The sequence below is a fragment of the Desulfuromonas sp. AOP6 genome (genome assembly GCF_009731355.2).
GTDB lineage: Bacteria > Desulfobacterota > Desulfuromonadia > Desulfuromonadales > SZUA-540 > SZUA-540.
In genome coordinates this window covers 2,518,351-2,539,410 of sequence record NZ_AP022810.1, presented here as the reverse complement: position 1 = coordinate 2,539,410, position 21,060 = coordinate 2,518,351, and the positions used below count along the sequence as shown (strand labels likewise).

Annotated in this window: 18 protein-coding genes and 1 riboswitch; of the genes, 8 read left to right on the top strand and 10 right to left on the bottom strand. The window is 58.2% G+C overall.

Annotated features, from left to right (window positions below; genetic code table 11):
• Window positions 1-34 precede the first annotated feature (34 nt).
• Window positions 35-757: a TPM domain-containing protein gene (locus tag AOP6_RS11985; protein WP_213194579.1), complete on the bottom strand. Its 723-nt coding sequence runs from the start codon at window positions 755-757 to the stop codon at window positions 35-37.
• A 1-nt stretch (window position 758) separates the two neighbouring features.
• A complete protein-coding gene (locus AOP6_RS11980) occupies window positions 759-1,346 on the bottom strand; it encodes a LemA family protein (protein ID WP_155876992.1) in 588 nt (195 codons plus the stop codon).
• A gap of 181 nt (window positions 1,347-1,527) precedes the next feature.
• Between AOP6_RS11980 and AOP6_RS11975 the strand changes: the two genes are divergently transcribed.
• Entirely contained in the window at window positions 1,528-2,607 is a 1,080-nt protein-coding gene (locus AOP6_RS11975) for a type IV toxin-antitoxin system AbiEi family antitoxin (protein ID WP_155876991.1), read from the top strand.
• Here AOP6_RS11975 and AOP6_RS11970 read toward each other — a convergent pair.
• Window positions 2,601-4,526 (bottom strand): EAL domain-containing protein, encoded by a 1,926-nt coding sequence (locus AOP6_RS11970; RefSeq protein ID WP_155876990.1) that lies wholly within the window; start codon window positions 4,524-4,526, stop codon window positions 2,601-2,603. The two genes, AOP6_RS11975 and AOP6_RS11970, sit on opposite strands and share 7 nt — an antisense overlap.
• A 250-nt stretch (window positions 4,527-4,776) precedes the next feature.
• Between AOP6_RS11970 and AOP6_RS11965 the strand changes: the two genes are divergently transcribed.
• The 3 genes from AOP6_RS11965 to aat are packed head-to-tail and all read left to right on the top strand — an operon-like array spanning window position 4,777 to window position 8,069.
• Entirely contained in the window at window positions 4,777-5,091 is a 315-nt protein-coding gene (locus AOP6_RS11965; protein ID WP_225897283.1) for an ATP-dependent Clp protease adaptor ClpS, read from the top strand.
• A gap of 17 nt (window positions 5,092-5,108) precedes the next feature.
• Window positions 5,109-7,361 carry an ATP-dependent Clp protease ATP-binding subunit ClpA gene (gene clpA / locus AOP6_RS11960; protein WP_155876989.1) on the top strand — a complete coding sequence of 751 codons (2,253 nt, stop codon included), beginning with the start codon at window positions 5,109-5,111 and terminating at the stop codon, window positions 7,359-7,361.
• A gap of 21 nt (window positions 7,362-7,382) precedes the next feature.
• A complete protein-coding gene (gene aat / locus AOP6_RS11955; RefSeq protein WP_155876988.1) occupies window positions 7,383-8,069 on the top strand; it encodes a leucyl/phenylalanyl-tRNA--protein transferase in 687 nt (228 codons plus the stop codon).
• 26 nt (window positions 8,070-8,095) lie between these two features.
• Here aat and AOP6_RS11950 read toward each other — a convergent pair whose 3' ends face one another.
• Together AOP6_RS11950 and AOP6_RS11945 are read right to left on the bottom strand one after the other, a co-directional pair.
• On the bottom strand, window positions 8,096-8,857 hold the full coding sequence (locus AOP6_RS11950; RefSeq protein WP_155876987.1) for a J domain-containing protein: 762 nt from the start codon (window positions 8,855-8,857) through the stop codon (window positions 8,096-8,098).
• 281 nt (window positions 8,858-9,138) lie between these two features.
• Window positions 9,139-10,182 (bottom strand): ATP-binding protein, encoded by a 1,044-nt coding sequence (locus tag AOP6_RS11945; RefSeq protein ID WP_225897282.1) that lies wholly within the window; start codon window positions 10,180-10,182, stop codon window positions 9,139-9,141.
• Window positions 10,183-10,232: 50 nt separating this feature from the next.
• On the opposite strand from AOP6_RS11945, the gene AOP6_RS11940 reads away from it, so the two are divergent.
• Both AOP6_RS11940 and rpsU read left to right on the top strand, forming a co-directional pair.
• The gene (locus AOP6_RS11940; RefSeq protein WP_155876986.1) at window positions 10,233-11,354 is read left to right on the top strand and encodes a class I SAM-dependent RNA methyltransferase; all 1,122 of its coding nucleotides are present in this window, start codon (window positions 10,233-10,235) and stop codon (window positions 11,352-11,354) included.
• Between the two features lie 105 nt (window positions 11,355-11,459).
• Window positions 11,460-11,654, top strand: a complete 195-nt coding sequence (gene rpsU, locus AOP6_RS11935; RefSeq protein ID WP_155876985.1) for a 30S ribosomal protein S21 — start codon at window positions 11,460-11,462, stop codon at window positions 11,652-11,654.
• 72 nt (window positions 11,655-11,726) lie between these two features.
• Here the strand turns inward: rpsU and AOP6_RS11930 are convergent, their stop codons facing one another.
• On the bottom strand, window positions 11,727-13,172 hold the full coding sequence (locus AOP6_RS11930) for a glyceraldehyde-3-phosphate dehydrogenase (protein WP_155876984.1): 1,446 nt from the start codon (window positions 13,170-13,172) through the stop codon (window positions 11,727-11,729).
• Between the two features lie 225 nt (window positions 13,173-13,397).
• Between AOP6_RS11930 and AOP6_RS11925 the strand changes: the two genes are divergently transcribed.
• A complete protein-coding gene (locus tag AOP6_RS11925) occupies window positions 13,398-14,378 on the top strand; it encodes a class II fructose-bisphosphate aldolase (RefSeq protein WP_155876983.1) in 981 nt (326 codons plus the stop codon).
• Between the two features lie 62 nt (window positions 14,379-14,440).
• Here the strand turns inward: AOP6_RS11925 and AOP6_RS11920 are convergent, their stop codons facing one another.
• From AOP6_RS11920 to thiD, 4 genes are all read right to left on the bottom strand, one after another.
• Window positions 14,441-15,679, bottom strand: a complete 1,239-nt coding sequence (locus AOP6_RS11920) for a ChaN family lipoprotein (protein ID WP_155876982.1) — start codon at window positions 15,677-15,679, stop codon at window positions 14,441-14,443.
• Between the two features lie 31 nt (window positions 15,680-15,710).
• The gene (gene speD, locus AOP6_RS11915; RefSeq protein ID WP_155876981.1) at window positions 15,711-16,511 is read right to left on the bottom strand and encodes an adenosylmethionine decarboxylase; all 801 of its coding nucleotides are present in this window, start codon (window positions 16,509-16,511) and stop codon (window positions 15,711-15,713) included.
• Window positions 16,512-16,707: 196 nt separating this feature from the next.
• Window positions 16,708-18,009, bottom strand: a complete 1,302-nt coding sequence (gene thiC, locus AOP6_RS11910) for a phosphomethylpyrimidine synthase ThiC (protein WP_155876980.1) — start codon at window positions 18,007-18,009, stop codon at window positions 16,708-16,710.
• A gap of 68 nt (window positions 18,010-18,077) precedes the next feature.
• Window positions 18,078-19,496, bottom strand: coding sequence for a bifunctional hydroxymethylpyrimidine kinase/phosphomethylpyrimidine kinase (thiD, locus tag AOP6_RS11905; protein ID WP_155876979.1), 1,419 nt, complete (start codon window positions 19,494-19,496; stop codon window positions 18,078-18,080).
• A gap of 70 nt (window positions 19,497-19,566) precedes the next feature.
• Window positions 19,567-19,669: riboswitch (TPP riboswitch) on the bottom strand.
• Between the two features lie 212 nt (window positions 19,670-19,881).
• On the opposite strand from thiD, the gene alr reads away from it, so the two are divergent.
• Window positions 19,882-21,015 carry an alanine racemase gene (gene alr / locus AOP6_RS11900; protein WP_155876978.1) on the top strand — a complete coding sequence of 378 codons (1,134 nt, stop codon included), beginning with the start codon at window positions 19,882-19,884 and terminating at the stop codon, window positions 21,013-21,015.
• Window positions 21,016-21,060 lie beyond the last annotated feature (45 nt).

Sequence of the window (21,060 nt, the reverse complement as noted above, 5' to 3'; positions counted from 1 at the left end):
GCTGTTCCTGTAAAAAGATAAAAAGGGTTGACGGTCACCAACCACCGGAAGCGCCACCGCCGCCGAATCCACCACCACCTCCGCCAAAGCCGCCACCACCGAAGCCGCCGCCTCCCCTGAAAGGAGGCCCGCCGATCCATAGACCGCCTCTGCGACTGCCGCGATGGCTGCGCCCGCCTGTCAGAAAAAGCAATCCCGGCCCCAGAAATAGCAGCAGAGCCAGCAGGCCGAGGGGATTGCGCTCTTCCTTCTGGCGGGATGATCCCGACCCCTTATACTCCCCCCGTACGGCTTCCGCCATGGCGATAATGCCTGCAGCGATACCCCCGTCGAAGTCCCCCTGTCGAAAACGGGGGCTGATCTCCTGGTCAATAATGCGTCCGGAAAGAAGGTCGGTGAGTCTCCCCTCCAGGCCATAGCCGACTTCGATGCGAATCTTGCGGTCGTCTCTCGAAACAAGAAGCAGGGCGCCGTTATCCTTCCCTTTCTGTCCGATTCCCCAGGCTTCAGCCACTTTCAGAGCATAGACTTCCAACGGCTCCCCTTGCAGGGAGGCGACGGTGAGAAGAGCAATCTGTGTCGAGTCGCTGGCTTCGAAATCGGTCAAAAAACGCTCGATCTTCAGTTCCATCTCCGCTGAGAGCATGCTGGCCAGGTCATTGACGTGGCCGCGCAGTGGTGGCACATCGAGGGCGCCGGCCGTCAAGGGCAGCAGGCAGAGCAGTGCCAGGGCGAGAAAAAAGCGTTTCACGCGCATGCTAGAAATTAACCTTGGGCGCCGCCGCTGCACCGGTATCCGCCTTGAAAGGTTCCTTGCGATCGAGTTTCAGCATGAACTTGTTGGTCAGGTTGTTGGGGAAGGTGCGGATCGAGGTGTTGAAGACCTGCACCGCCTCATTATAGCGCTGGCGGGCGACATTGATGCGGTTCTCAGTGCCTTCGAGCTGGTGCTGAAGGTCGCTGAAATTCTGACTGGCCTTCAGGTCGGGATAACGTTCGGCCACCACCAGCAGCCGGGAGAGGGCGCCGGAGAGTTCGCCCTGGGCCGACTGAAAGCTCTCAAGCGCGACGGGATTGGACAGATCCTTCCCACTCAGATTGACCTGCCCCACACGGGCGCGGGCCTCCGTGACGGACTGCAAGGTCTCCCGCTCGTGGCTGGCGTAGGCCTTGACGGTTTCGACCAGGTTGGGGATGAGATCCGCTCGACGCTGGTAGGTGGCCTCCACATCGGCCCAGGAGGCAAAGACCATTTCTTCATTGCGCTGAATTTCATTGTAACCGCATCCTGACAGTAGAGTCAGGGAAAGCAGAATCATGGCGATGAGGGAAAAACGCGTGTTCATGGCAGGGCTCCTTGTCCAGTTCATAAAAAAGCAAAATGTGTGTTTGAAAATATAGTCATGCCGGCGGCGGATGTAAAGGGAAGATCCTGAGACAGTAACAGTCGTGAACAAAAAAAATGTTGCTTTTATTCCCTGAACACGATTTAAATCTGAACAAATAATAACGCAGAGAGGATTTGCCATGGCGTGGCTGCTGACCCATGCTGAAGAACGGATGATGGAAGATTGCCTGCTAAACCTGCGAGCTCTGCCTGGATGCGAGGTTGATCCCGGGTTCAGACAGGCCTTGCAGACCCAGGAGGGGAGCCTGCGACTTAAGGGTGTCTGGGGGCAGGTCGAATATCGGGTTTTGCCACGAAGGCGACTTTCACCTTTGACCATCGCCGTTCTTCTGAATCAGGTTCATTTCCAGCAACCCGAGGTACCGAGACTTCTCTTTACCGATTACCTGCCGGAAACCCTGGCCCGGGAGCTGCGTCAACACGGCATCGAATATGTCGATGCCGCCGGCAATATGTATTTGTGTCAACCACCGTTGCTGATGGAGATTGGCGGCCGTCGCCGGGCAGCTGGGAAAAAAAGCGGCAGCCGTGCTTTCCAAACTGCGGGGCTCAAACTGATTTCTATTCTGCTGATGGATCCAGCCAGTCTGCGACTGTCCTACAGGGATATGGCCCAGCGGGCCAATGTTGCTCTGGGTACGATCGGGCAGACGCTGGAGCAGCTCGAGTCGCTGGGCTATCTCAGTCGGGATGCCAACGGCAGCAGAATGTTGCTGCGCGGCGAGGATCTGCTGCAGCGCTGGGAATTCGGCTACAGTGAAAAACTTCGCCCCCGTCTGCTGCTGCGACGATGCCGGCTGCAGGCAGGGGTGGCAGTCGAAGATCTGCCCGACCTGCTGCGGCAGCACGGTTTGCAGGAGCAGGTGCTCATCGGCGGCGAACTGGGCGCGGCGCTTCTGCTCGGCGGCTACCGCCCACAGCGCGCGGCGCTTCATCTGTCCGGCGATGCCCTGCGTCTTCTCATGCAGCTCCGCCTGATTCCAGACCCCGACGGGCCTGTGGACCTGCTGCAATTGTACGGCAATCATCTGGCCTGGCAGGAGTGGCAGCCGGAAGGGGTTTCGCTGATCGATCCCCTCTTGATTCACGCGGAATTGACTGCAGTGGCAACGGATGGAGTATCGCTGGCTGAAAGGGTTTGGCAGGTTTTCCTGCAGGAAAGGCTGGTGGGCAGGGAGGCTTTTGGGGACAGTCAGTGACTTCCCCGCGAGGTTTTCTCATGCAGCAGGCAGAAGCCCGCCTTGCTGACGGTCATAGCAAAGAGTTCACCCATCTCGGCGGCGGTACAGGGCGGCGAGAAGTAAAAGCCTTGCATCTCATGGCATTGCCTGGCAGTGAGAAATTCCAATTGCTGCAGAGTCTCCACTCCCTCGGCCAGAACGTTGAGCTGCAGGCTGTGACTCATGGCGATGATGGCCTCGACAATCGCCCGACTGTCGGCGTCTTCATTGATAGCATGGATAAACTCCTGGGCGATTTTGATGCGGTCGATAGGGAAGTTCTTCAGATAGGCCAGGGATGAATAGCCGGTCCCAAAATCGTCAATGGCCAGGTGGATTCCGCGTACCTTGATATCCGTGAGGGCCATGATGGTTTCCACCGTGTTGTCCATGATCAGACTTTCGGTGAGTTCCAGTTCGAGCCATCTGGGGTCGAGACCGGTTTCATCGAGAATGCGGTCAAGTAGATCGATGATACCCAGCTGCTTGAACTGGCGGGCGGAAAGGTTGACCGCCATCCTAACCGGGGGATAGCCGGCAATCTGCCACTCGCGTGCCTGCCGGCAGGCCATGCGCAAAGCCCATTCGCCGATAGGATTGATCAAGCCGGTCTCCTCGGCAACGGGGATGAATTTATCCGGCGAAATGAGCCCCTCTTGAGGGTGGTTCCAGCGCAGCAGGGATTCAACCCCGATGATCGTCCCTGATTCGATATCGATCTGCGGCTGGTACGTGAGAAAGAGCTCGCCACGATCGATCGCCCGCCGCAAACTCGTCTCGATCCCCAGCTTTTCCACCACCCGGATATTCATTTCATCGGAAAAGAATTGATAATTGTTGCGGCCATGCTCTTTGGCTGCATACATGGCGATATCGGCATTGCGTAACAGAGTGTCGATATCCACGCCGTCCAAAGGATAGATGCTGATGCCGATGCTGGCCGTGGTACAGAGTTCGCCGCCCGCCAGTCTCACCGGCTGCGCCAGGGTCTCAAGTATGCGTTCGGCAAAGGCGGCCCCGTCCTGATCGCCGTTGCTGCTGGAAAGAACGATGACGAATTCGTCGCCGCCGAGGCGGGCGACCGTATCCCCCTGACGCATGCAGTCCCTCAATCGCTGCGCGATAATCTTAAGAAACTCGTCCCCGACGGCATGACCGAGGGTGTCGTTGATGACCTTGAAGCGATCCAGGTCGAGAAACAGCACCTCGACGCGCGAGTTGTTGCGGCGAGCGTGCGCCAGAGCCTGCCCAAGACGATCATGGAAGAGGGTGCGGTTGGGCAGCTCGGTGAGCGTGTCGTAGTAGGCCAGCTTTTTGACCTCAAGCTCGGCCTGGCGATGTTCAGTGACATCGATGGCCACGGCCAGACTGCGCTCTATGCGCCCATGCGCGTCGCGATCGGCAATGGCCGAGAGCAGAACTTCGATAACATCTCCGTTTTTTTTGACAAACTGGTACGGGATATATTTGACGGAACCCGTTTTGAAGAACTTGGGTAAAATGGTCTGTTCGGCCATCTGCCGTGAAGTTTGGGTCATGAAATCCGTCAGCTTGTAACCGAGGACTTCTGATGCTTCGTAGCCCAGGGTTTCCAGCCAGAATTTGCTGACAGTGAGCAGACGGCCATGGGTATCTATGGAATGAAGCATGACGGGTGCATTGTCGTAAAGACTGCGATAACGCGCTTCACTTTCCAGAAGAGAGTGGGCGGAATCTTTCCATCTGCGTCGCCAGACGTTCAGGATGACCCCGCAGCAGCCGCCGAAAAAAATGGGGACGAAAAACCCTTGTAGGTGAAAAGGGATACCGACAAGCAATTTCTGCATGGCTGAAAAACTGCTGAGCAGCGTGCTGCCCAGAAGGAACCAGGCGGCGTATTGTGAAAAGACTTTCAGCATGGCAGCCTGTCCGGTAAACGCTTGGGTTCAAAAAATCCTTAAGCCGCAATCGCCGCAGAAATCTTTACTGTCTTCCTTTGATTTTCCCCGAGATGGCCTGGAAGTCAATTCCTGAAGGACCGATTTTCGTTAGAATGTCACGATCTTGCCGGCCAAGTCCTCTGTTTGCAGGCGGGGGCAAGGGATGGAAGTTTTGCACCAGCTGTGTTAGTATGATGGTCAATTATGGCCCTGTAGGAAGAGGATAGCCGTGGATAGACCTGTATCATCGCCGGGAGTAAAATCCGCCGCTGCAGAGAAGGAAAAGGTTGCCTTTCCTCCTCTGTATCGTGTTCTGATGCACAACGATGACTACACGACCATGGAATTCGTGGTCACCGCCCTGGAAACAGTCTTCCACAAGACGCCCCCTGAGGCCAACCGCATCATGCTGCATATTCATATCAAGGGGGTCGGGGATTGCGGAACCTACCCCCATGAAATTGCCGAGACGAAGGTTGCCAGGGTACACGTCATGGCCAGGAAAGAAGGTTTTCCGTTGAAGTGCAGTCTCGAAAAAGCCTGAAAAAGGACGGTGTCGCCATGTTCAACCAAGAAGTACAAATCACTTTTTCTCTGGCGGTGCGGGAAGCTCAGCGCCGCCGTCATGAATACCTCACGACGGAACACGTGCTCTACGCCATTCTCTTCGATGGGGATGGGCAGGATATCATTCGCCACTGCGGGGGTGATCTTGAGACCCTGCGTGCCATGCTCGAAGATTTTATGACCAACCAGATGGAGAGTGTCGCCACTGAAAGCGAGGCGGTACCCGAGCAGACGGTAGGGTTGCAGAGAGTGCTCCAGAGTACCGTGGTTCACATGCATTCCGCCGGTAAAAACCAGATCACCATCGGGGATGTCCTGGTCGCGATTCTGGAAGAGAAAAATTCTCACGCCGCCCATTTTCTCAAACTTCAGGGGGTAGGCCGCCTCGATGTGCTTCACTATATTTCTCACGGTGTCGCCAAAATGCCCAGCCGGCAGGAGGGAGAACCCTCACCGGGCTCAGGCCGTGAGGATTCGGGGGGAGGCGGGGTCAAGTCGGCACCTGCCAAGGACCCCTTGAAAATTTTTACCGTCAATCTGCTGGAAAAAGCCCGGGCCGGCAAGATCGATCCTCTCATCGGTCGCGAGACGGAAGTCGAGAGAACTCTGCTGGTGCTGTGCCGACGGCGCAAGAACAACCCCATCTATGTAGGCGAACCGGGTGTCGGCAAGACGGCGCTGGCTGAAGGGCTGGCGCTGCGCATGGCGCGGGGTGAAGTGCCTGACATGCTGACGGATTTTGAGATCTTTTCCCTCGATATGGGGGCGCTGCTGGCCGGTACCAAGTTCCGCGGGGATTTCGAGGAACGGCTCAAGGCGGTACTGGCCGCCCTGGCCAAAAAAGGCAAAGCCATCCTCTTTATAGATGAAATCCACACCGTCGTGGGCGCCGGCGCTACCAGCGGTGGCTCGATGGATGCCTCCAATATTCTCAAGCCGGTACTCGCCTCCGGTGAGCTGCGCTGCATCGGTTCAACCACCTATGAGGAATACAAGAATCTTTTTGAGAAGGACCGGGCTTTGTCCCGCCGTTTTCAGAAGATCGATGTTCCTGAACCGAGTGTCGAGGAGACCCTCGCCATTCTTCGGGGGTTGAAGTCCCACTATGAAGAGCATCACGGCGTCCGTTACAGCGAAGAAGCGCTGCGGGCCGCCGCTGAGCTGTCGGCCCGCCACATCAACTTTCGCCACTTGCCGGACAAGGCCATTGACGTCATCGACGAGGTGGGTGCCTCCTTCCGGCTGCATCCGCGGTCACGACAGGAAGTGGGGATCCGTGAAATAGAAGAAACGATCGCCCGTATCGCGCGTATCCCGCAGCGGCAGGTCTCGGCGCGGGACCGCCAGCGCCTGAAGACCCTTGCCAGGGATATCAAGGCGCGCGTGTTCGGGCAGGATCCGGCCATCGACGCCCTTTGCCGCGCGGTGCTGCGTTCCCGGGCCGGCCTGGGCCATCCGGAAAAACCCACGGGTTCCTTCCTGTTCACGGGTCCTACCGGGGTGGGCAAGACGGAGGTCGCCAAACAGCTGGCCGTCCAGATGGGCGTGGAGTTCATCCGCTTCGACATGAGTGAATACATGGAGAAGCATTCAGTGGCGCGCCTCATCGGTTCGCCGCCGGGCTATGTCGGTTTCGAACAGGGCGGCCTACTGACCGATGCCGTCATCAGGCATCCCTATGCGATACTGCTGCTTGACGAGATTGAGAAGGCCCATCCCGATCTTTTCAATATCCTGCTGCAGGTCATGGATCACGGCACTCTCACCGACAATAATGGGAAGAAGGCCGACTTCCGCAACGTCGTCCTCATCATGACCAGTAACGCCGGCGCCCGGGAAATGAGCGCCAACCCCATCGGGTTCAGCAAGGCGGCGGCTTCGGCGGGAGATCCCCGTCATGCTGTCGAACGGACCTTCTCGCCCGAGTTTCGCAATCGCCTTGATGCCATCATCGCTTTCAGCAGTCTCGCTGAGGAAGTGATCGTAAGGATCGTCGACAAGTTTTTCAACGAGCTGTCGGCTCCCCTGCGGGAGAAGGGCATTGCCCTCAAAGTCTCCCCGGCTGCCCGTCGGTATTTTGCGCAGCGGGGTTACGACCCGGTTTACGGTGCTCGTCCGCTTGCCCGGCTCATTCAGACGGAAGTCAGTGATGTCATTGCCAGCGAAATCCTGTTCGGACGGCTGAGCAAGGGGGGGACCGTGCGTGTCGGTCTGCGCCAGGACACCCTGACTTTTTCCTACGTCTGAGGCGCTCCTGGGGATTCATCGGTGCCCGTATTTCAACTGTCAGAGCAGCTGCTTTTTCCGCCGCCTCACCTGGCCGAGCCTGATGGTCTGCTGGCTGTCGGTGGGGATCTGTCTCCACAGCGACTTCTTCTAGCCTATTCCTCCGGCATATTCCCCTGGTTCAACGAGGGGGATCCCATCCTCTGGTGGTCGCCCGACCCCCGTTTCATTATCGAACCGACCGCCATTCATGTTTCCCGCAGCCTTGACAAAGTGATCCGCCGTGGCCCCTTCGAGCTGACGGTCGACCGCGCTTTTGACGACGTTATGCTGGCCTGTGGTTCAGACCGAAGGGATAGTGCGGGAACCTGGATCACCGATGAAATGCTGGATGCCTATGGCCAGCTGCACAGGATGGGTTTCGCGCATTCGGTCGAATGCTGGCAGGGAAAGGAGCTGGTCGGCGGATTGTACGGTGTTTGTCTGGGGCGCTGCTTCTTTGGCGAGTCGATGTTTCACCGCCGCAGCAACGCCTCCAAGCTGGCCCTGGTTTTTCTGGCGCGCAGCCTGGCGTCCCATGATTTCGAGATGATCGACTGTCAGCTGCCGACTTCCCACCTGGCTTCCTTGGGCGGGCAGGCGATTTCGCGGGTCGAATATCTCAACCGCCTGCGCCGAGCCGGTGTCATGCCGACCCTGAAGCCGGAGTCTGCTCCTTTTCCGTTGTGAGCTGGGGAAAGGATGGGTGAAGAGCGTTAAAAGGAGGGGCTGGCGGAGCGCCGCCCGACGGCTACCTTCTGGTTGTGGGTTTTCAGTTCTTCGACCAGCTTTTCAATATCCTGGGCGCTCAGAAGGTTGCTCTCGACGAAGTACTGGCCGATACGCTTGTGGAGGTTCTGCTGGTAGCGGAGCAAGGTCTGTACCTGGAAAGGGGTCAATACGCCGAGCTTGACGGCCCGCTGCCCGAAACGGCTGAAAGCTCCCCGTGAGGTGAGAACATGGCGCAGCGCGACCTCGTCGAGCCATCCCCAGCGGCGGGCTATTTCCCCGATGGCCGGCCTTTGGGCTCTCTGCCAGACGAGTGCCGCGATGAGTTGTTGGTAGGAGATGTAGCCGCGATAGTAGAGATAGAGGCCGAATTCCAGGTTTCGCTGGGGCAGGTCCCCGGCATAGAAGGTGCCGGCCGGCGAAGCCGGGGGGCGGGGACGAGTTGGAGAAGCACTGGTCCTGGCGCGTGGGCCGGAGTTGCGCAGAGGCAGGATATGCCCTTTTTCCCGCTGCTCCAGAAAGGTGTTGATAAGCTTGTAAGCGCTGGTCAGATCATGAAACAGGACATTTTGCCGCTTTTTTTCAGCATCGGCAAAGCGATCCGGATGCGTCTGTTTGGCCTTGCTGCGATAGGCTGATTTGGCACCGCAGGGCTGGAGGTAGAAGAGAAAGTCGCGATTGAGGTTCAGTTCCTGGCCAAAAAGAATCCGGCAGGCATCGAAAAGGGCGGCTTCGGTCATCTGGACCATCTGTGCTCTTCCTCCGGTGTGAGATGGGCGTCTTGGGAAGGTGCCCCCCATGGCTTTCAGGCTATCTCTTTATTACTACAGATCGTGTTTCAGCTCAAGAATCCTTTCGTTTTCGTCTCGCCTTTATATCTCCTCCTCTTGATTAAAAAATAGGCAAAAGGCTGGAAAGAGAGGTGCTCACAGGACTTGCCCACGGCTCTTTTCGAGTTCCCCACAGGGTTTTCCACGAAACTGTGGATGAGTGCTAAAAGTATCGATGAAACAATGGGTTGCGAATTCGGTCAGAGGGGTTTTGTTTCGGGTTTTTTCTGTTTGCCGCCACCCTTTTTTCTTTCCGCTTCCACCAGGAGCCTTCCGCTGAGGTCATCCACAAACTGGCGGGCGACCCGCCCGGAGCGCGCGCCACGACGCAGAGCCCATTGCAGCGCTTCCCTCTCCAGTCTTTTGGCCGATATTTTTACCTTTCGGCGGCGGCTCAGGTGACGCACAATGGCCAGGTAGGTTTCCTGGGACATGGGATAAAAACCGAGGGTAATACCAAAGCGGTCCGACAGCGAGAGCTTTTCGGCAATGCGTTCCTCGGGGTGAATCTCCGCATCCATGCTGTTGTCCTCGAAACGCTCAGGCATCAGATGACGCCGGTTGCTGGTGGCATAGACGAGCACATTGGCCGGGCGAGACTCGATGCCGCCTTCCAGAAGTGCTTTGAGTTCCCGGTAAGATACCTCCGATTCGTCAAAAGACAGATCATCACAGAAGAGGATGAAGCGATAGTCGAGATCCCGCAGTCGGCCGGTGATGAGGGGGAGCTGAAAGAGATCCTCCTTCTGTACTTCCACCAGACGCAGACCCTGGCTGGAAAACTGGTTGATGAGCCCCTTGACAGCCGAGGACTTGCCGCTGCCCCGCTCGCCCCACAAAAGGACGTTGTTGGCCGGATAGCCTCGGACGAACTGCAGGGTGTTCTGGTTGAGCCGCTGCAGTGTGGCGTCGATACCGAGAAGGTCTGCATGGTCCGGTGTGTCCGGGAAGGGCACGGGCACAAGCCACCCAGCGGTTGCCTGTCGTTGCCAGCGAAAGGCGATAGTGCTTTGGAAGGCCTCCGCCTCGATTTCGTACTCGGCCAGTTGGCGCCCCAGGTACTCTTCGCCGAGATCCATGAGGGTTTCAACGCGTTCGAGCAGGTACGCCCAATCGATATCCATGTCGGAATAATTCATCGGTTCGACAGCCTCCCGGTTGTTAATGGAAATGTAGAAATAGTAGCAGAATTTGACCAGGTATGCAGGGCTAAATGAGCTGAAGAAGTGGGGATTTCTGGTCAAGGAAACATCGCTGTGCTAGGATCGCCGCTTTCAATGTTTGGGGAGGGCCTGTGAAAAGACTGGAAGGACAACTATTCGCTGTAACGGCACCCGGATTGGAGGTGGTTTGTGCCGCCGAACTGCAACATCTCGGCATGGCCGGAGTTGCCGCGGTGCCGGGCGGAGTAGAGTTCACGGGAACGCTGGCGGATATCTACCGCGCCAACTTGTGGCTGCGCACCGCCAGTCGCGTGGTGATCCGCCTCGGGGCTTTCCGCAGCCGCGACTTCCCCGACCTGTACAAAAAGGCGTTGAGGCTGCCCTGGGGGCGCTTCATCCGGGCAGAGACCTCTGTGCGCGTGAAAACAGCGAGCCATCGCTCCCGCCTCGTTCATGGGGGGCGTATTGCCGAAACAGTCGCTGCTGCCATTGACCGCTCCCTTGGTCGCCAGTTGGAGGCGGGGCAGGGCGAGGAGCAACTGGTCCTCGTGCGCTTTGATGACGACCACTGCCAGATCTCGATGGATACCTCCGGTGAACTGCTGCACCGACGCGGATATCGCGAAGAGTCGGCGCAGGCTCCTCTGCGCGAAACCCTGGCGGCGGGCATCCTGGCTCTGTTGGGTTGGGATGGCGGGACTCCTCTGGTCGACCCTATGTGCGGATCGGGTACCTTTGTCATCGAGGGAGCGCTGCTGGCGGCCAACCTGCCCCCGGGAGGGGGACGTCACTTTGCTTTTATGAACTGGCCCGGTTTTCGTCCGGGTCTTTGGGAGGCTCTCAAGTTGGAAGCTGCCCGAGCCAGGCGCGAGATTGAGGTGTCTATCTGCGGGTCTGACCGGAATCCGGTGGCGCTAGCGGCCGCCAGACGCAACGCCGAGCGCGCGGGAGTTGCCGATCTTGTCCGCCTGGAGGTGGCAGATCTGGCCGAAAGCCGGGCCAGCGCCGTGGCCGGCACCATTCTGTGCAATCCGCCCTATGGAGAGCGTCTGGGAAAAGGCGAGAATCTGGCCCCTCTCTACCGCCAGCTGGGGCATGTCTATGCCCAAAGCTTTTGCGGCTGGCGCCGCGCTATTTTCTGCCCAGCCTCGCCTCTGGTTGACGCTGTCGGTCTACCCCTGAAGAAGATTGCCGATCTGGTCAATGGCGGGCTCTCTGTTGGTCTCTTTGTTACGGACGGGGAGTGTAAGTGAAATTTGTATTGATTTTTTGATGGTGTTGGTGTACATTGCCGTCTTATTCTTCGCCTGGGTGACCTGGTGAAGTGTAAATAGATAAGAAAGCGAGGTGAAGAGTCAGTGGAAATCCATGTCGTCGACAACAACGTCGAAAAGGCGATCCGGGTTCTCAAGCGCAAGCTGCAGCAGGAGGGGTTGTTTCGTGAAATGAAGCAGCGCAAATTCTACGAAAAGCCCAGCGTCAAGCGTAAGCGCAAAGAAAAGGAAGCCCAGCGCCGGCTGCGTAAAAAAATGCGGCTGATGAAGACGGACTGATCTCTCGCATTGAAGTATCACGGTAACGAAGAAGGGCCACCTGCCAAGCAGGTGGCCCTTTTCTGTGTAAAGTTAGGCCGGTAGTACTGGCAGTTCGAGACCGGACATCTTTTCGACGATGCGTACCACCTGGGCACTGTAGCCGAACTCGTTGTCGTACCAGACGTAAAGAACGCAGCGGTTGCCGTCGACGATAGTGGCCAGCGAATCGACGATGCCGGCGTGCCGGGAACCGACAAAGTCACTGGAGACGACCTCGGGAGAATTGGTGTAGTCAATCTGTTGTTGCAGTGGTGAGTTGAGAGAAACGTCCCTCAGGTAGCTGTTCAGCTCCTGTACGCTGGTTCCTTCCGTCAAGGTCAGGTTGAGTATGGCCAAAGACACGTTAGGGGTCGGCACGCGAATGGCGTTGCCGGTGAGTTTGCCCGTAAGTTCCGGCAGCGCTTTGGCAACCGCCTTGGCTGCTCCCGTCTCGGTGATGACCATGTTGAGAGGGGCGCTGCGGCCACGGCGGTTGTTCTTGTGGTAGTTGTCGATCAGGTTCTGGTCATTGGTGTAGGAATGACAGGTCTCCACGTGGCCATGAACGATGCCGAACCGGTCATTGACAGCTTTGAGCACTGGAACGATGGCGTTTGTTGTGCAGCTGGCGGCAGAGAAGATTTTTTCCAGGGGGCTGATGAGCTCATTGTTGACGCCGTAGACGATGTTGGGGATGTCCCCTTTGCCCGGGGCTGTCAGGATGACGGCCGAAGTGCCTTTGCTCTTCAGATGCCGGCCGAGTCCTTCGCGATCGCGCCATTTCCCCGTGTTGTCGATGACGATGGCATCCTTGATGCCATACTGGGTGTAGTCGACATTCTCCGGATCATCGGCGTAGATAATGCGGATCATGTTGCCGTTGGCCACGATGGCGTTTTCCTGTTCATCGACCGTGATGGCGCCGCGGAAAAAGCCATGGACAGAGTCCCGACGCAAAAGGCTGGCGCGCTTGATGAGATCGTCGGCGCTGCCTTTGCGAACGACAGCGGCCCGCAGGCGCAGTTTGTCGCCACCGCCGGTCTTTTCAATCAGCAGACGGGCGAGTAGACGGCCGATGCGGCCAAAGCCGTAGAGGACGATATCCTGGGGTTCCTGTCGCATGGAGCCCTTGCCGGTGTTGACCGAAGTCAGCTCACGGCGGACAAACTGTTCCATCGGCTCGCCGGTGGCCTGAGCCTGGTAGCGAACCGTCAGCTTGCCGATGTCGATCCGCGCCGGCGCCAGGTCAAGCTCGCTGACGGCCTTGAGAACGGGAAAGCTGTCCCGTACCGACAGTTCGTTCTCCAGGATCTGCCGGGCGAAACGATGGGCCTTGAGAATGTCGATGGTGGACGGATTGATCAGGGGCCGCCCGTAAAGGGAGATGACCACGTTGCGGTCGCGATAGAGCCTGCCAATGATGGGGAGCATCGCTTCAGCGAGTTCCTCGCGCTGCTGCCAGTCCTTGAGGTAATCTTCCTGCTTTGTCGAATTCATGGGCGTTTCCTTCTATGGGTTAATGAATCAAGACAGGTGTGATCAGGATAGCTCAAAATCGGGCGTATCCTAAACGAACTTACCCCCTTTTTCAACCCCCTTGACGGCAAAAATGGCGACTTTGGGCTGGACTTCACCGGGGCGAGCTGTTATCTATTATCCGGTTGCATCTGGTAGCAACACTGTGTTTTGAAATAGTCGAAAAAGACAGGGAGGCTGGAAGTCATGGGCGAAAAAGTGCATTTCAGTGAGTTGGGACTGGTCAACACCCGGGACATGTTCCAAAGGGCCGTGGGGGGTGGTTATGCCATTCCTGCCTATAACTTTAATAACCTCGAACAGTTGCAGGCCATTGTCACGGCGTGTGCCGAGACGGCTTCTCCCGTCATTATTCAGGTCAGCAAGGGGGCTCGCAGCTACGCCAACAGCACCATGCTGCGCTACATGGCCCTGGGTGCGGTGGAAATGGTGCGCGAAATGGGCTCCAATATTCCCATCGCCCTGCATCTTGACCACGGTGACTCCCTGGAGCTGTGTCAGTCCTGCGTTGATTCCGGCTTCTCCTCTGTCATGATCGATGGGTCGCACCTCCCTTACGAAGAGAACGTGGCGCTGACTCGACAGGTTGTAGAATATGCCCATGCCCATGACGTGACCGTCGAGGGGGAACTGGGGGTTCTGGCCGGCATCGAGGACGAAGTGCAGGCGGATCACTCCACTTACACCAAACCCGAGGAAGTCGAGGATTTCGTCAAGAAGACGGGGGTCGATTCGCTGGCGATCTCCATCGGAACAAGTCACGGCGCCTACAAGTTCAAGCTCAAGGAAGGGGAGCAGGTGCCGCCGCTGCGCTTCGATATCCTTACGGAGATCGAGAAGCGGATCCCTGGCTTCCCCATCGTGCTGCACGGGGCCTCCAGCGTGGTGCAGGACTATGTCCGCCTCATCAACGCGTACGGCGGCCGCATGGAAGGGGCAGTCGGTGTGCCTGAGGACCAGCTGCGACAGGCGGCGGCCAGTGCCGTGTGCAAGATCAATATTGACTCCGATGGCCGACTGGCGGTTACTGCCAAGGTTCGCGAATATCTGGCCAAGAATCCCGAGGAGTTCGACCCGCGTAAATATCTAGGCGCCGCCCGCCAGGAGCTCATCGCTCTTATCAAGCATAAAAACGAGACGGTACTGGGCAGCGCCGGCAAGGCCTGAGAACCTTGAAAATCGACGGAACAGAAAAGGCCGCCCATTGAGGCGGCCTTTTCTGTTCCGGGTTATTTGGCGTGGTGGTTTGGTGGCAGGGCCTTGAACCTCACCTCCAGTGACAGGGTCTGTCCACCCCGCTCGAGGATCAGCGTCGCCCGGTCGCCTTCCTGTCGCTGCTTTACTTCGTAGATGAGGTCGAAGGCCTCCTCGATGGGCAGCCCGTTGAACTGGCGGATAATGTCAGCTTCCTGAAGACCTGCTTCGGCGGCTGCCGAGCCCGGAATCACTCCCTTGATCAAGACCTTACCCTGCGAGTCATCCAGCATGGCCCCGAGTTTGACTTCCTGTTGCGGCAGATCCTCGTATTCGGTGAAAGCCATGAAATCATAGGGCGGCATGGGAAAGTCGGGCATCTCTACGTCCATGAGGCGGTCTTTTTTACTTTCGGGGATGTCGAGTTCCCTTGACCCGATGAGGGAATAGGAGGTAGGAAGCCGGCGGAAAACCCGGCGGGGGATACCGTACCCATAGCGCACATGGTTGCCGCCGGCGACGATCATCATGCGCCAGGAATCGTCCTCCCGGTTGTCCAGGAAGCGCACGATGCTCTCGGCCATGGCCTCATCCCAGAGATTCTGAACCCGTAAAAATCCATCCAGCATGCTGTTCCCCTGGCTGTGGCCACCGTAGATGGCTTCGACCATGGCGCGATGATAGGGGTCGCTCATGTCGATTTGCGGCAGTCGCTGGCGCTCTGTCTCGTCGAGTTGCTCAAAGGCTTTCTGCCCAACAGCGCGTACCAGGTCTTTGTCAGCATTCAGACCGACAACGGGGATGCGATTATCGCGGGCGAAGACGAGAAGTTCCCGATAGTAGGCAAAATCCATGTTCCAGGTAGCGTACCAGCGGGATTTCTTGAGAAACTCTTTTTCGTTGAGTTCGCCAGTTGTCCAGCGATCCAGGATGTCCTGCTGGGCGGGGGTAAACATCTCCATGCCAACAGCCACCCGACCGGGATGTCTTTCAGCCATCGCCTGCAGGACGGTCAACTGCAAACGATGGGAGGCGGGATTGTCATGGGTTTCCCCCACATAGACCAGGCGTGCATCCGTCGCCGCTGTGAGCATCTGCTCTTCACTGACGAAGGTTCCGGTCGGCAGATGAAGGATATCGCCGACGACGGGCGGCCGGGCGGGGTGGTAAGGAGTTTGCGGGTCGCCTGAAAGTTTTGGGGGCGAACAGGCTGTCATGATCAGGGTTGCTCCGATAGTCAATGTGCCTAATATCTTTCCCACGACCGTAACCATGACTCTCCTTCTGCGGACGTACGACCTCTGCTCAATAAATATTTTTGGAATAAAAAATCTCGGTCATCTCTTTTTGCAGACTTTCCTTTACCCGCGCCTTTTCTTCGGGGGAGAAGTCCTTGGCGGCGCTGGCGAACAGGTAGTTGTCGAGGTTGAAGTCGCGCAGCAGCATCTTGGTGTGGAAGAGATTCTCCTGATGGATATTGATGTCCACACACTGGTAGAGGTCCAGGGTCGATTTTTTGATGAACTGCTGGATCGACAGAATCTTGTGGTCGATATAGTGTTTGGTGCCCTTGACGTCGCGGGTGAAGCCACGCACCTTGTAATCCATGAGAACGATGTCCGACTCGAAAGAATTGACCAGGTGGTTGAGGGCCTTCAGCGGGCTGATCTTGCCGCAGGTCGACACGTCGACATCGACGCGGAAGGTCGACACGCCGGTTCTGGAATCGGTTTCCGGGTAAGTATGGATGCACAGGTGGCTCTTGTCGAGATGGGCAAGGACCTGGTCTGGTTTGGGGTCCACCGGTTCCTCGGCGATGAGGATGGTGACGCTGGCCCCCATGGGATCGTAATCCTGGCTGGACACATTGAGAATGTTGGCTCCGATGATGTCGGCCACCTCGGTGAGGATCTTTACCAGACGCTCTGAGTTGTACTCCTCATCGATATATTCCAGATACTCCTTGCGGGCCTGGGGCGCGCGGGCGTAGCAGACATCATAGATGTTGAAGGACAGGGTTTTCGTCAGGTTGTTGAAGCCCCGCAGTTTGATTTTGTGGGGGCGCTTGGGACGACTGGTTTTTTTTACTGCTTTTTTTGCACACATAGTTCCATATCCCTCCCGGGTGGTGAGATATTTGGCCAAGCCAAATTCGTTAATCTAAACATGAACGTGGGCCGGATTTCAACCATAAAGATTGTTCCCGTGCAGAGCCCCTGGGTTATCGGTCGAAAAAAGAAAAATGCCCCCGCCAGCAGGCGTTGGGGCATTTTCCAAGCCAAATTTGCACGGGGGGCTCGCCTCAGCCGGCGATGCTCTGCCGTTTACGCTCGTTCATGACCTTGTAGGCGCAGAATTCCCCACACATGGTGCAGGCGCCGTGTTCCTCGTCGACGCCCGATTCGGCCCGCAGGCGACGAGCTTTTTGGGGGTCGATAGCCAGCTCGAACTGTTTTTCCCAGTCCAGCTCCTTACGGGCGCGGGCCATGGCGTTATCTTTGTCGATGGCGCCCTTGACGCCCTTGACGATGTCGGCGGCGTGGGCGGCGATGCGGCTGGCCATGACGCCTTCATGTACATCCTCGACGGTGGGCAGTCGCAGGTGCTCGCTGGGAGTGACATAACAGAGGAAATCGGCGCCGGCCGCGGCGGCCAGAGTGCCGCCGATCGCGCTGGTGATGTGGTCGTAACCGGGGGCGATGTCGGTGACGAGCGGCCCCAGCACATAAAAGGGCGCGCCATGGCAGAGGCGCTTCTGCAGTTGGATATTGGCTTCGATCTGGTTGAGGGGGACGTGTCCCGGCCCTTCAATCATCACCTGCACGCCGGCAGCCCAGGCGCGCTGGGTCAGTTCGCCCAGGACAATGAGTTCATGAATCTGGGCGCGGTCGGTGGCATCGGCCAGGCAGCCGGGGCGGAAGCCGTCGCCGAGCGAGAGGGTCGCATCATAGGGCTTGACCAGTTCGAGCAGGCGGTCGAAATGCTCGTAGAGGGGGTTTTCGGCCTGGTTGCGGGTCATCCATTCGATCGTGAAGGAGCCCCCGCGGGAAACGACTTCCATGATGCGTCCCTCACGGTCCATACGCTCGACGGTGGCACGGGTGACGCCGCAGTGCACGGTGATGAAGTCGACGCCGTCGTCGAGGTGCTTCTTGATACCGTCGAAGATTTCATCAACCGTCATATCGACCATGGCTTTCTTTTTGCGGACGACGGTGTCGACGGCAGCCTGGTAAAGGGGGACCGAGCCGATGCAGGCGCTGGTTTCACGGATGATGGCGGCGCGGATCTCGTCGATGGGGCCGCCGGTGGACAGGTCCATGATGGCGTCGGCGCCGGCCGCCACGGCGACGCGGGCTTTTTCCAGTTCCTTGTCGATGCTGGTGTCGTCCTTGCTGGTGCCGATATTGGCGTTGATCTTGGTACGCAGACCCTTGCCCACCGCCAGGGGGATGCCGTTTGTGTGCAGATTGTTGTGGCAGATGATGGCGGTGCCTTCGGCGATACGCTGACGCAGAATTTCAGGATCGATGCTTTCGGCGGCAGCGGCCTGTTTCATTTTGTCGGAGATCAGGCCCTGTCGGGCGATTTCAAGCTGGGTCATGGGTTTTTCCTCGCTTTTACGATCCGCTCAGGCAGACCGTCTGTTATGAAAAAATTGCCGAACCGGGTTCACTCGGGCTGGTGAAAAAGCTGGGCGGCCCGGTAGTGGTTGACGGGGCCATGTCCCGTGCCCAAATCAAAGGTGCTTCTGATGGCTTCAGTAATAAACGTCTTGGCTTGCTCGACGGCCTGAATCAGCGGCACCCCCTGGGCGAGGAAGGTAGCGATGGCGGCCGAGTAGGTGCAGCCGGTGCCGTGGGTATTGGGGGTGCTCAGCCGCGGGGCGGCGAAGCGATGCAGCTGGTCATCGGCCAGCAGCAGGTCGACGGCGGCTCCTTCAAGATGGCCGCCTTTGATCAGGACATTGCGGGCGCCCATCTGTTGCAACCGGCGGGCGGCACGTTCCATATCCTTCTCGTTGCGCACGGCGAGGCCGGTAAGAGCCTCCGTCTCCGGCAGATTGGGGGTCAGCAGGTAAGAGACGGGGAGCAGGTGCTTGAGAAAGGCGGCGATAGCCTCCTGTTGCAGGAGTGGAGCGCCTCCCTTGGCAATCATGACCGGGTCGACCACGGCGAGCAGCGCGTGCACGCGGATGGCGCGGGCCACTTCTTCGACGATCTCAGCTGAAAAGAGCATGCCTGTTTTGACCGTATCGGTGCCCAGGTCCGCCAGCACCGCTTCGATCTGTGCCGTGACAAAATCCACGGGGGCCGGGTGCACGCCTTTGACACCGAGTGTGTTTTGGGCCGTCAGGGCGGTGATGGCGCTCATGCCGAAGCTGCCGAGCAGGGTGATGGTTTTGAGGTCGGCCTGAATGCCCGCTCCCCCCCCCGAATCCGAGCCGGCGATAGTGAGAACCTTGCCGCGGGGGAAAGGGTTGCGATGATTGAAAAGCAGGGCCATTTCGCCGGCGGCCAGCTCAGGAGCCGGGTCGGCCATGACCGCCGAGATGACACAGAGAGCGTCGGCCCCAGCTTTAAGGACGTCGTTGCCGTTGTCGCAGTTGATGCCGCCGATGGCCACCACCGGCACCTGCACGGCCTTACGCACCTTCTTGAGCATATCGAGCCCAACAACTTGGATGTCATCCTTGCTGGAGGTCGGATAGATACTGCCGACGGCAACGTAATCCGCCCCCTGCATCTGGGCCTTCAGGGCTTCTTCGGCATTGCGGGTGGAGACACCGATGATCTTGTTCTGCCCCAGGATGCGGCGGGCTTCACTGATGCCGCCGTCCTGCTGACCGATATGGACGCCGTCGGCGCCGCTGGCCTGAGCGATGACGGGATCATCGTTGACGATAAAGGTGGCTCCCCGCTGCCGGCAGAGATGTTTGAGCTGGTTGGCGATGACCAGCTGCTCCTGATCGGGCCGCACCTTGTCCCGGTACTGGACGACGCGGGCGCCTCCCAGCAGTGCGGCGGCAACCTTGCCCAGCATGGTTTCCACAGGTTCCTGGGCCGTGATCAGGTAAAGTCCGTCAATCATGGTTGGCTCTCAGTTCCAAAATAAAAAATCGTCATGCCTTCGCAGGGGGCATGACGATCGGAAAAACAACCGGTTCCTCTCGCCGCTTCCCTACGCCGGTACGAACCGGATCAGGTTCAAAGGGTCATCCCTGGTTGCGGGATTCTCAGTGTGCCACTCCCCTAGCGGTCTGCACTTTTCAAACGGCCCCTCCCATGCTGGCCCTGGCCGCCTTTCATCCCCTGCTAAAGCAGCGAGAAGAAGGAAAAAGCCTAATGGATTAGGGTTTTGCTGTCAACCAGAATAATGCAGGAATAACGATTCGGCCGGCACTTGTTCAGAGTTTCTCCTTTACAGTCTCGGGCTGTCGTGCTAAGAAAAATTTTTCCCCAGAGGCCTTTCTGTTATGTCTCCTGATTCATCGTTTCCAACTTTTGTCGAAATAAATCTCGTTGCCCTTCGTCACAATTTTCGCCAGGCGCGAAAACAGGCGGGGGAAGGCCGCAAACTGTTGGCTATCGTCAAGGCGGACGCCTATGGTCACGGAATGGGGCCGGTGGCTGCCTGCCTGCAGGACGAGGGGGCCGATTTTTTTGGTGTTGCTTCGGTGCAGGAAGGGCAACGGCTGCGTGAGGCGGGTATCGACCTTCCTGTCATAATCCTGGGTGGATTTTTTCCGGGGCAGGAAGAGGCTCTTCTCCGTCACGGGTTAATCCCGATCCTGTTCGATGTGGAGACCGCCAGGCGCCTCAACAGGGTCGCCTTGGCGACCGGCCAGTCCTGTCCCTTCCACCTCAAGCTCGACACGGGCATGGGGCGGGTCGGTTTTCGCCCCGAGGAGCTTGGCGAGGTGCTGCGTGAACTGAGCGCCTGGAAAGGGCTGCGGCTGGAAGGCGTGCTCTCGCATCTGGCGCTGGCCGATGTGCCGCAGGATCCCCTGACCGCCCGCCAGTATGAAGTTTTCTGCCTCATGCTTCAGCAGATCCGTGATGCCGGTTACCAGCCCCCGTGGATTCATCTGAGCAACAGCGCTGCGCTCTTCGCCCACCATCTGCCCGAGTGCAATCTGGTGCGTCCCGGTATCGTCCTCTATGGGGCGCTGCCATCCGCTGCCTTCGCCGACCGGCTGGACCTGCGGCCGGTGATGGGCTGGCGCACTCATATCTACCAACTCAAGCAGGTTCCCGCCGGCACCGGAGTGTCCTACGGTCATCGCTTCAAGGCCACGCGTCCCTCCGTGCTGGCTGCCATTCCGGTGGGCTACAGTGATGGATACAACCGGCACCTGTCCGGATGCGGCGAGGTGCTGGTGCGTGGGCAGCGGGCGCGGGTGGCCGGTACCGTGTGCATGAACTGGACAATGATCGATGTCAGCGATATTCCCGGGGTCCGGGTGGGGGACAGGGTGACACTGCTGGGCGAGGACGGGGATAACTGCATTTGTGCCGAGGAGCTGGCGGAAAAGTCTGGAACCATCTCCTACGAAATTTTCTGTCAGGTTGGCAAGCAGATCCCCCGTCTTTACCGTGATGAGGGCTGAGTCGAGCCCGTGGTAAATGCCGCGGCAGGGCTGAAGGGATCCCAC

Coding starts and splice junctions, on each gene's coding strand:
- speD (WP_155876981.1), bottom strand. CDS start 16,511: ATGTGTGCAAAAAAAGCAGTAAAAAAAACCAGTCGTCCCAAGCGCCCC.
- thiD (WP_155876979.1), bottom strand. CDS start 19,496: ATGATTGACGGACTTTACCTGATCACGGCCCAGGAACCTGTGGAAACC.
- AOP6_RS11985 (WP_213194579.1), bottom strand. CDS start 757: ATGCGCGTGAAACGCTTTTTTCTCGCCCTGGCACTGCTCTGCCTGCTG.
- AOP6_RS11930 (WP_155876984.1), bottom strand. CDS start 13,172: ATGAATTCGACAAAGCAGGAAGATTACCTCAAGGACTGGCAGCAGCGC.
- AOP6_RS11980 (WP_155876992.1), bottom strand. CDS start 1,346: ATGAACACGCGTTTTTCCCTCATCGCCATGATTCTGCTTTCCCTGACT.
- AOP6_RS11925 (WP_155876983.1), top strand. CDS start 13,398: ATGGGCGAAAAAGTGCATTTCAGTGAGTTGGGACTGGTCAACACCCGG.
- AOP6_RS11970 (WP_155876990.1), bottom strand. CDS start 4,526: ATGCTGAAAGTCTTTTCACAATACGCCGCCTGGTTCCTTCTGGGCAGC.
- thiC (WP_155876980.1), bottom strand. CDS start 18,009: ATGACCCAGCTTGAAATCGCCCGACAGGGCCTGATCTCCGACAAAATG.
- alr (WP_155876978.1), top strand. CDS start 19,882: ATGTCTCCTGATTCATCGTTTCCAACTTTTGTCGAAATAAATCTCGTT.
- AOP6_RS11975 (WP_155876991.1), top strand. CDS start 1,528: ATGGCGTGGCTGCTGACCCATGCTGAAGAACGGATGATGGAAGATTGC.
- AOP6_RS11920 (WP_155876982.1), bottom strand. CDS start 15,679: ATGGTTACGGTCGTGGGAAAGATATTAGGCACATTGACTATCGGAGCA.
- AOP6_RS11950 (WP_155876987.1), bottom strand. CDS start 8,857: ATGGTCCAGATGACCGAAGCCGCCCTTTTCGATGCCTGCCGGATTCTT.
- clpA (WP_155876989.1), top strand. CDS start 5,109: ATGTTCAACCAAGAAGTACAAATCACTTTTTCTCTGGCGGTGCGGGAA.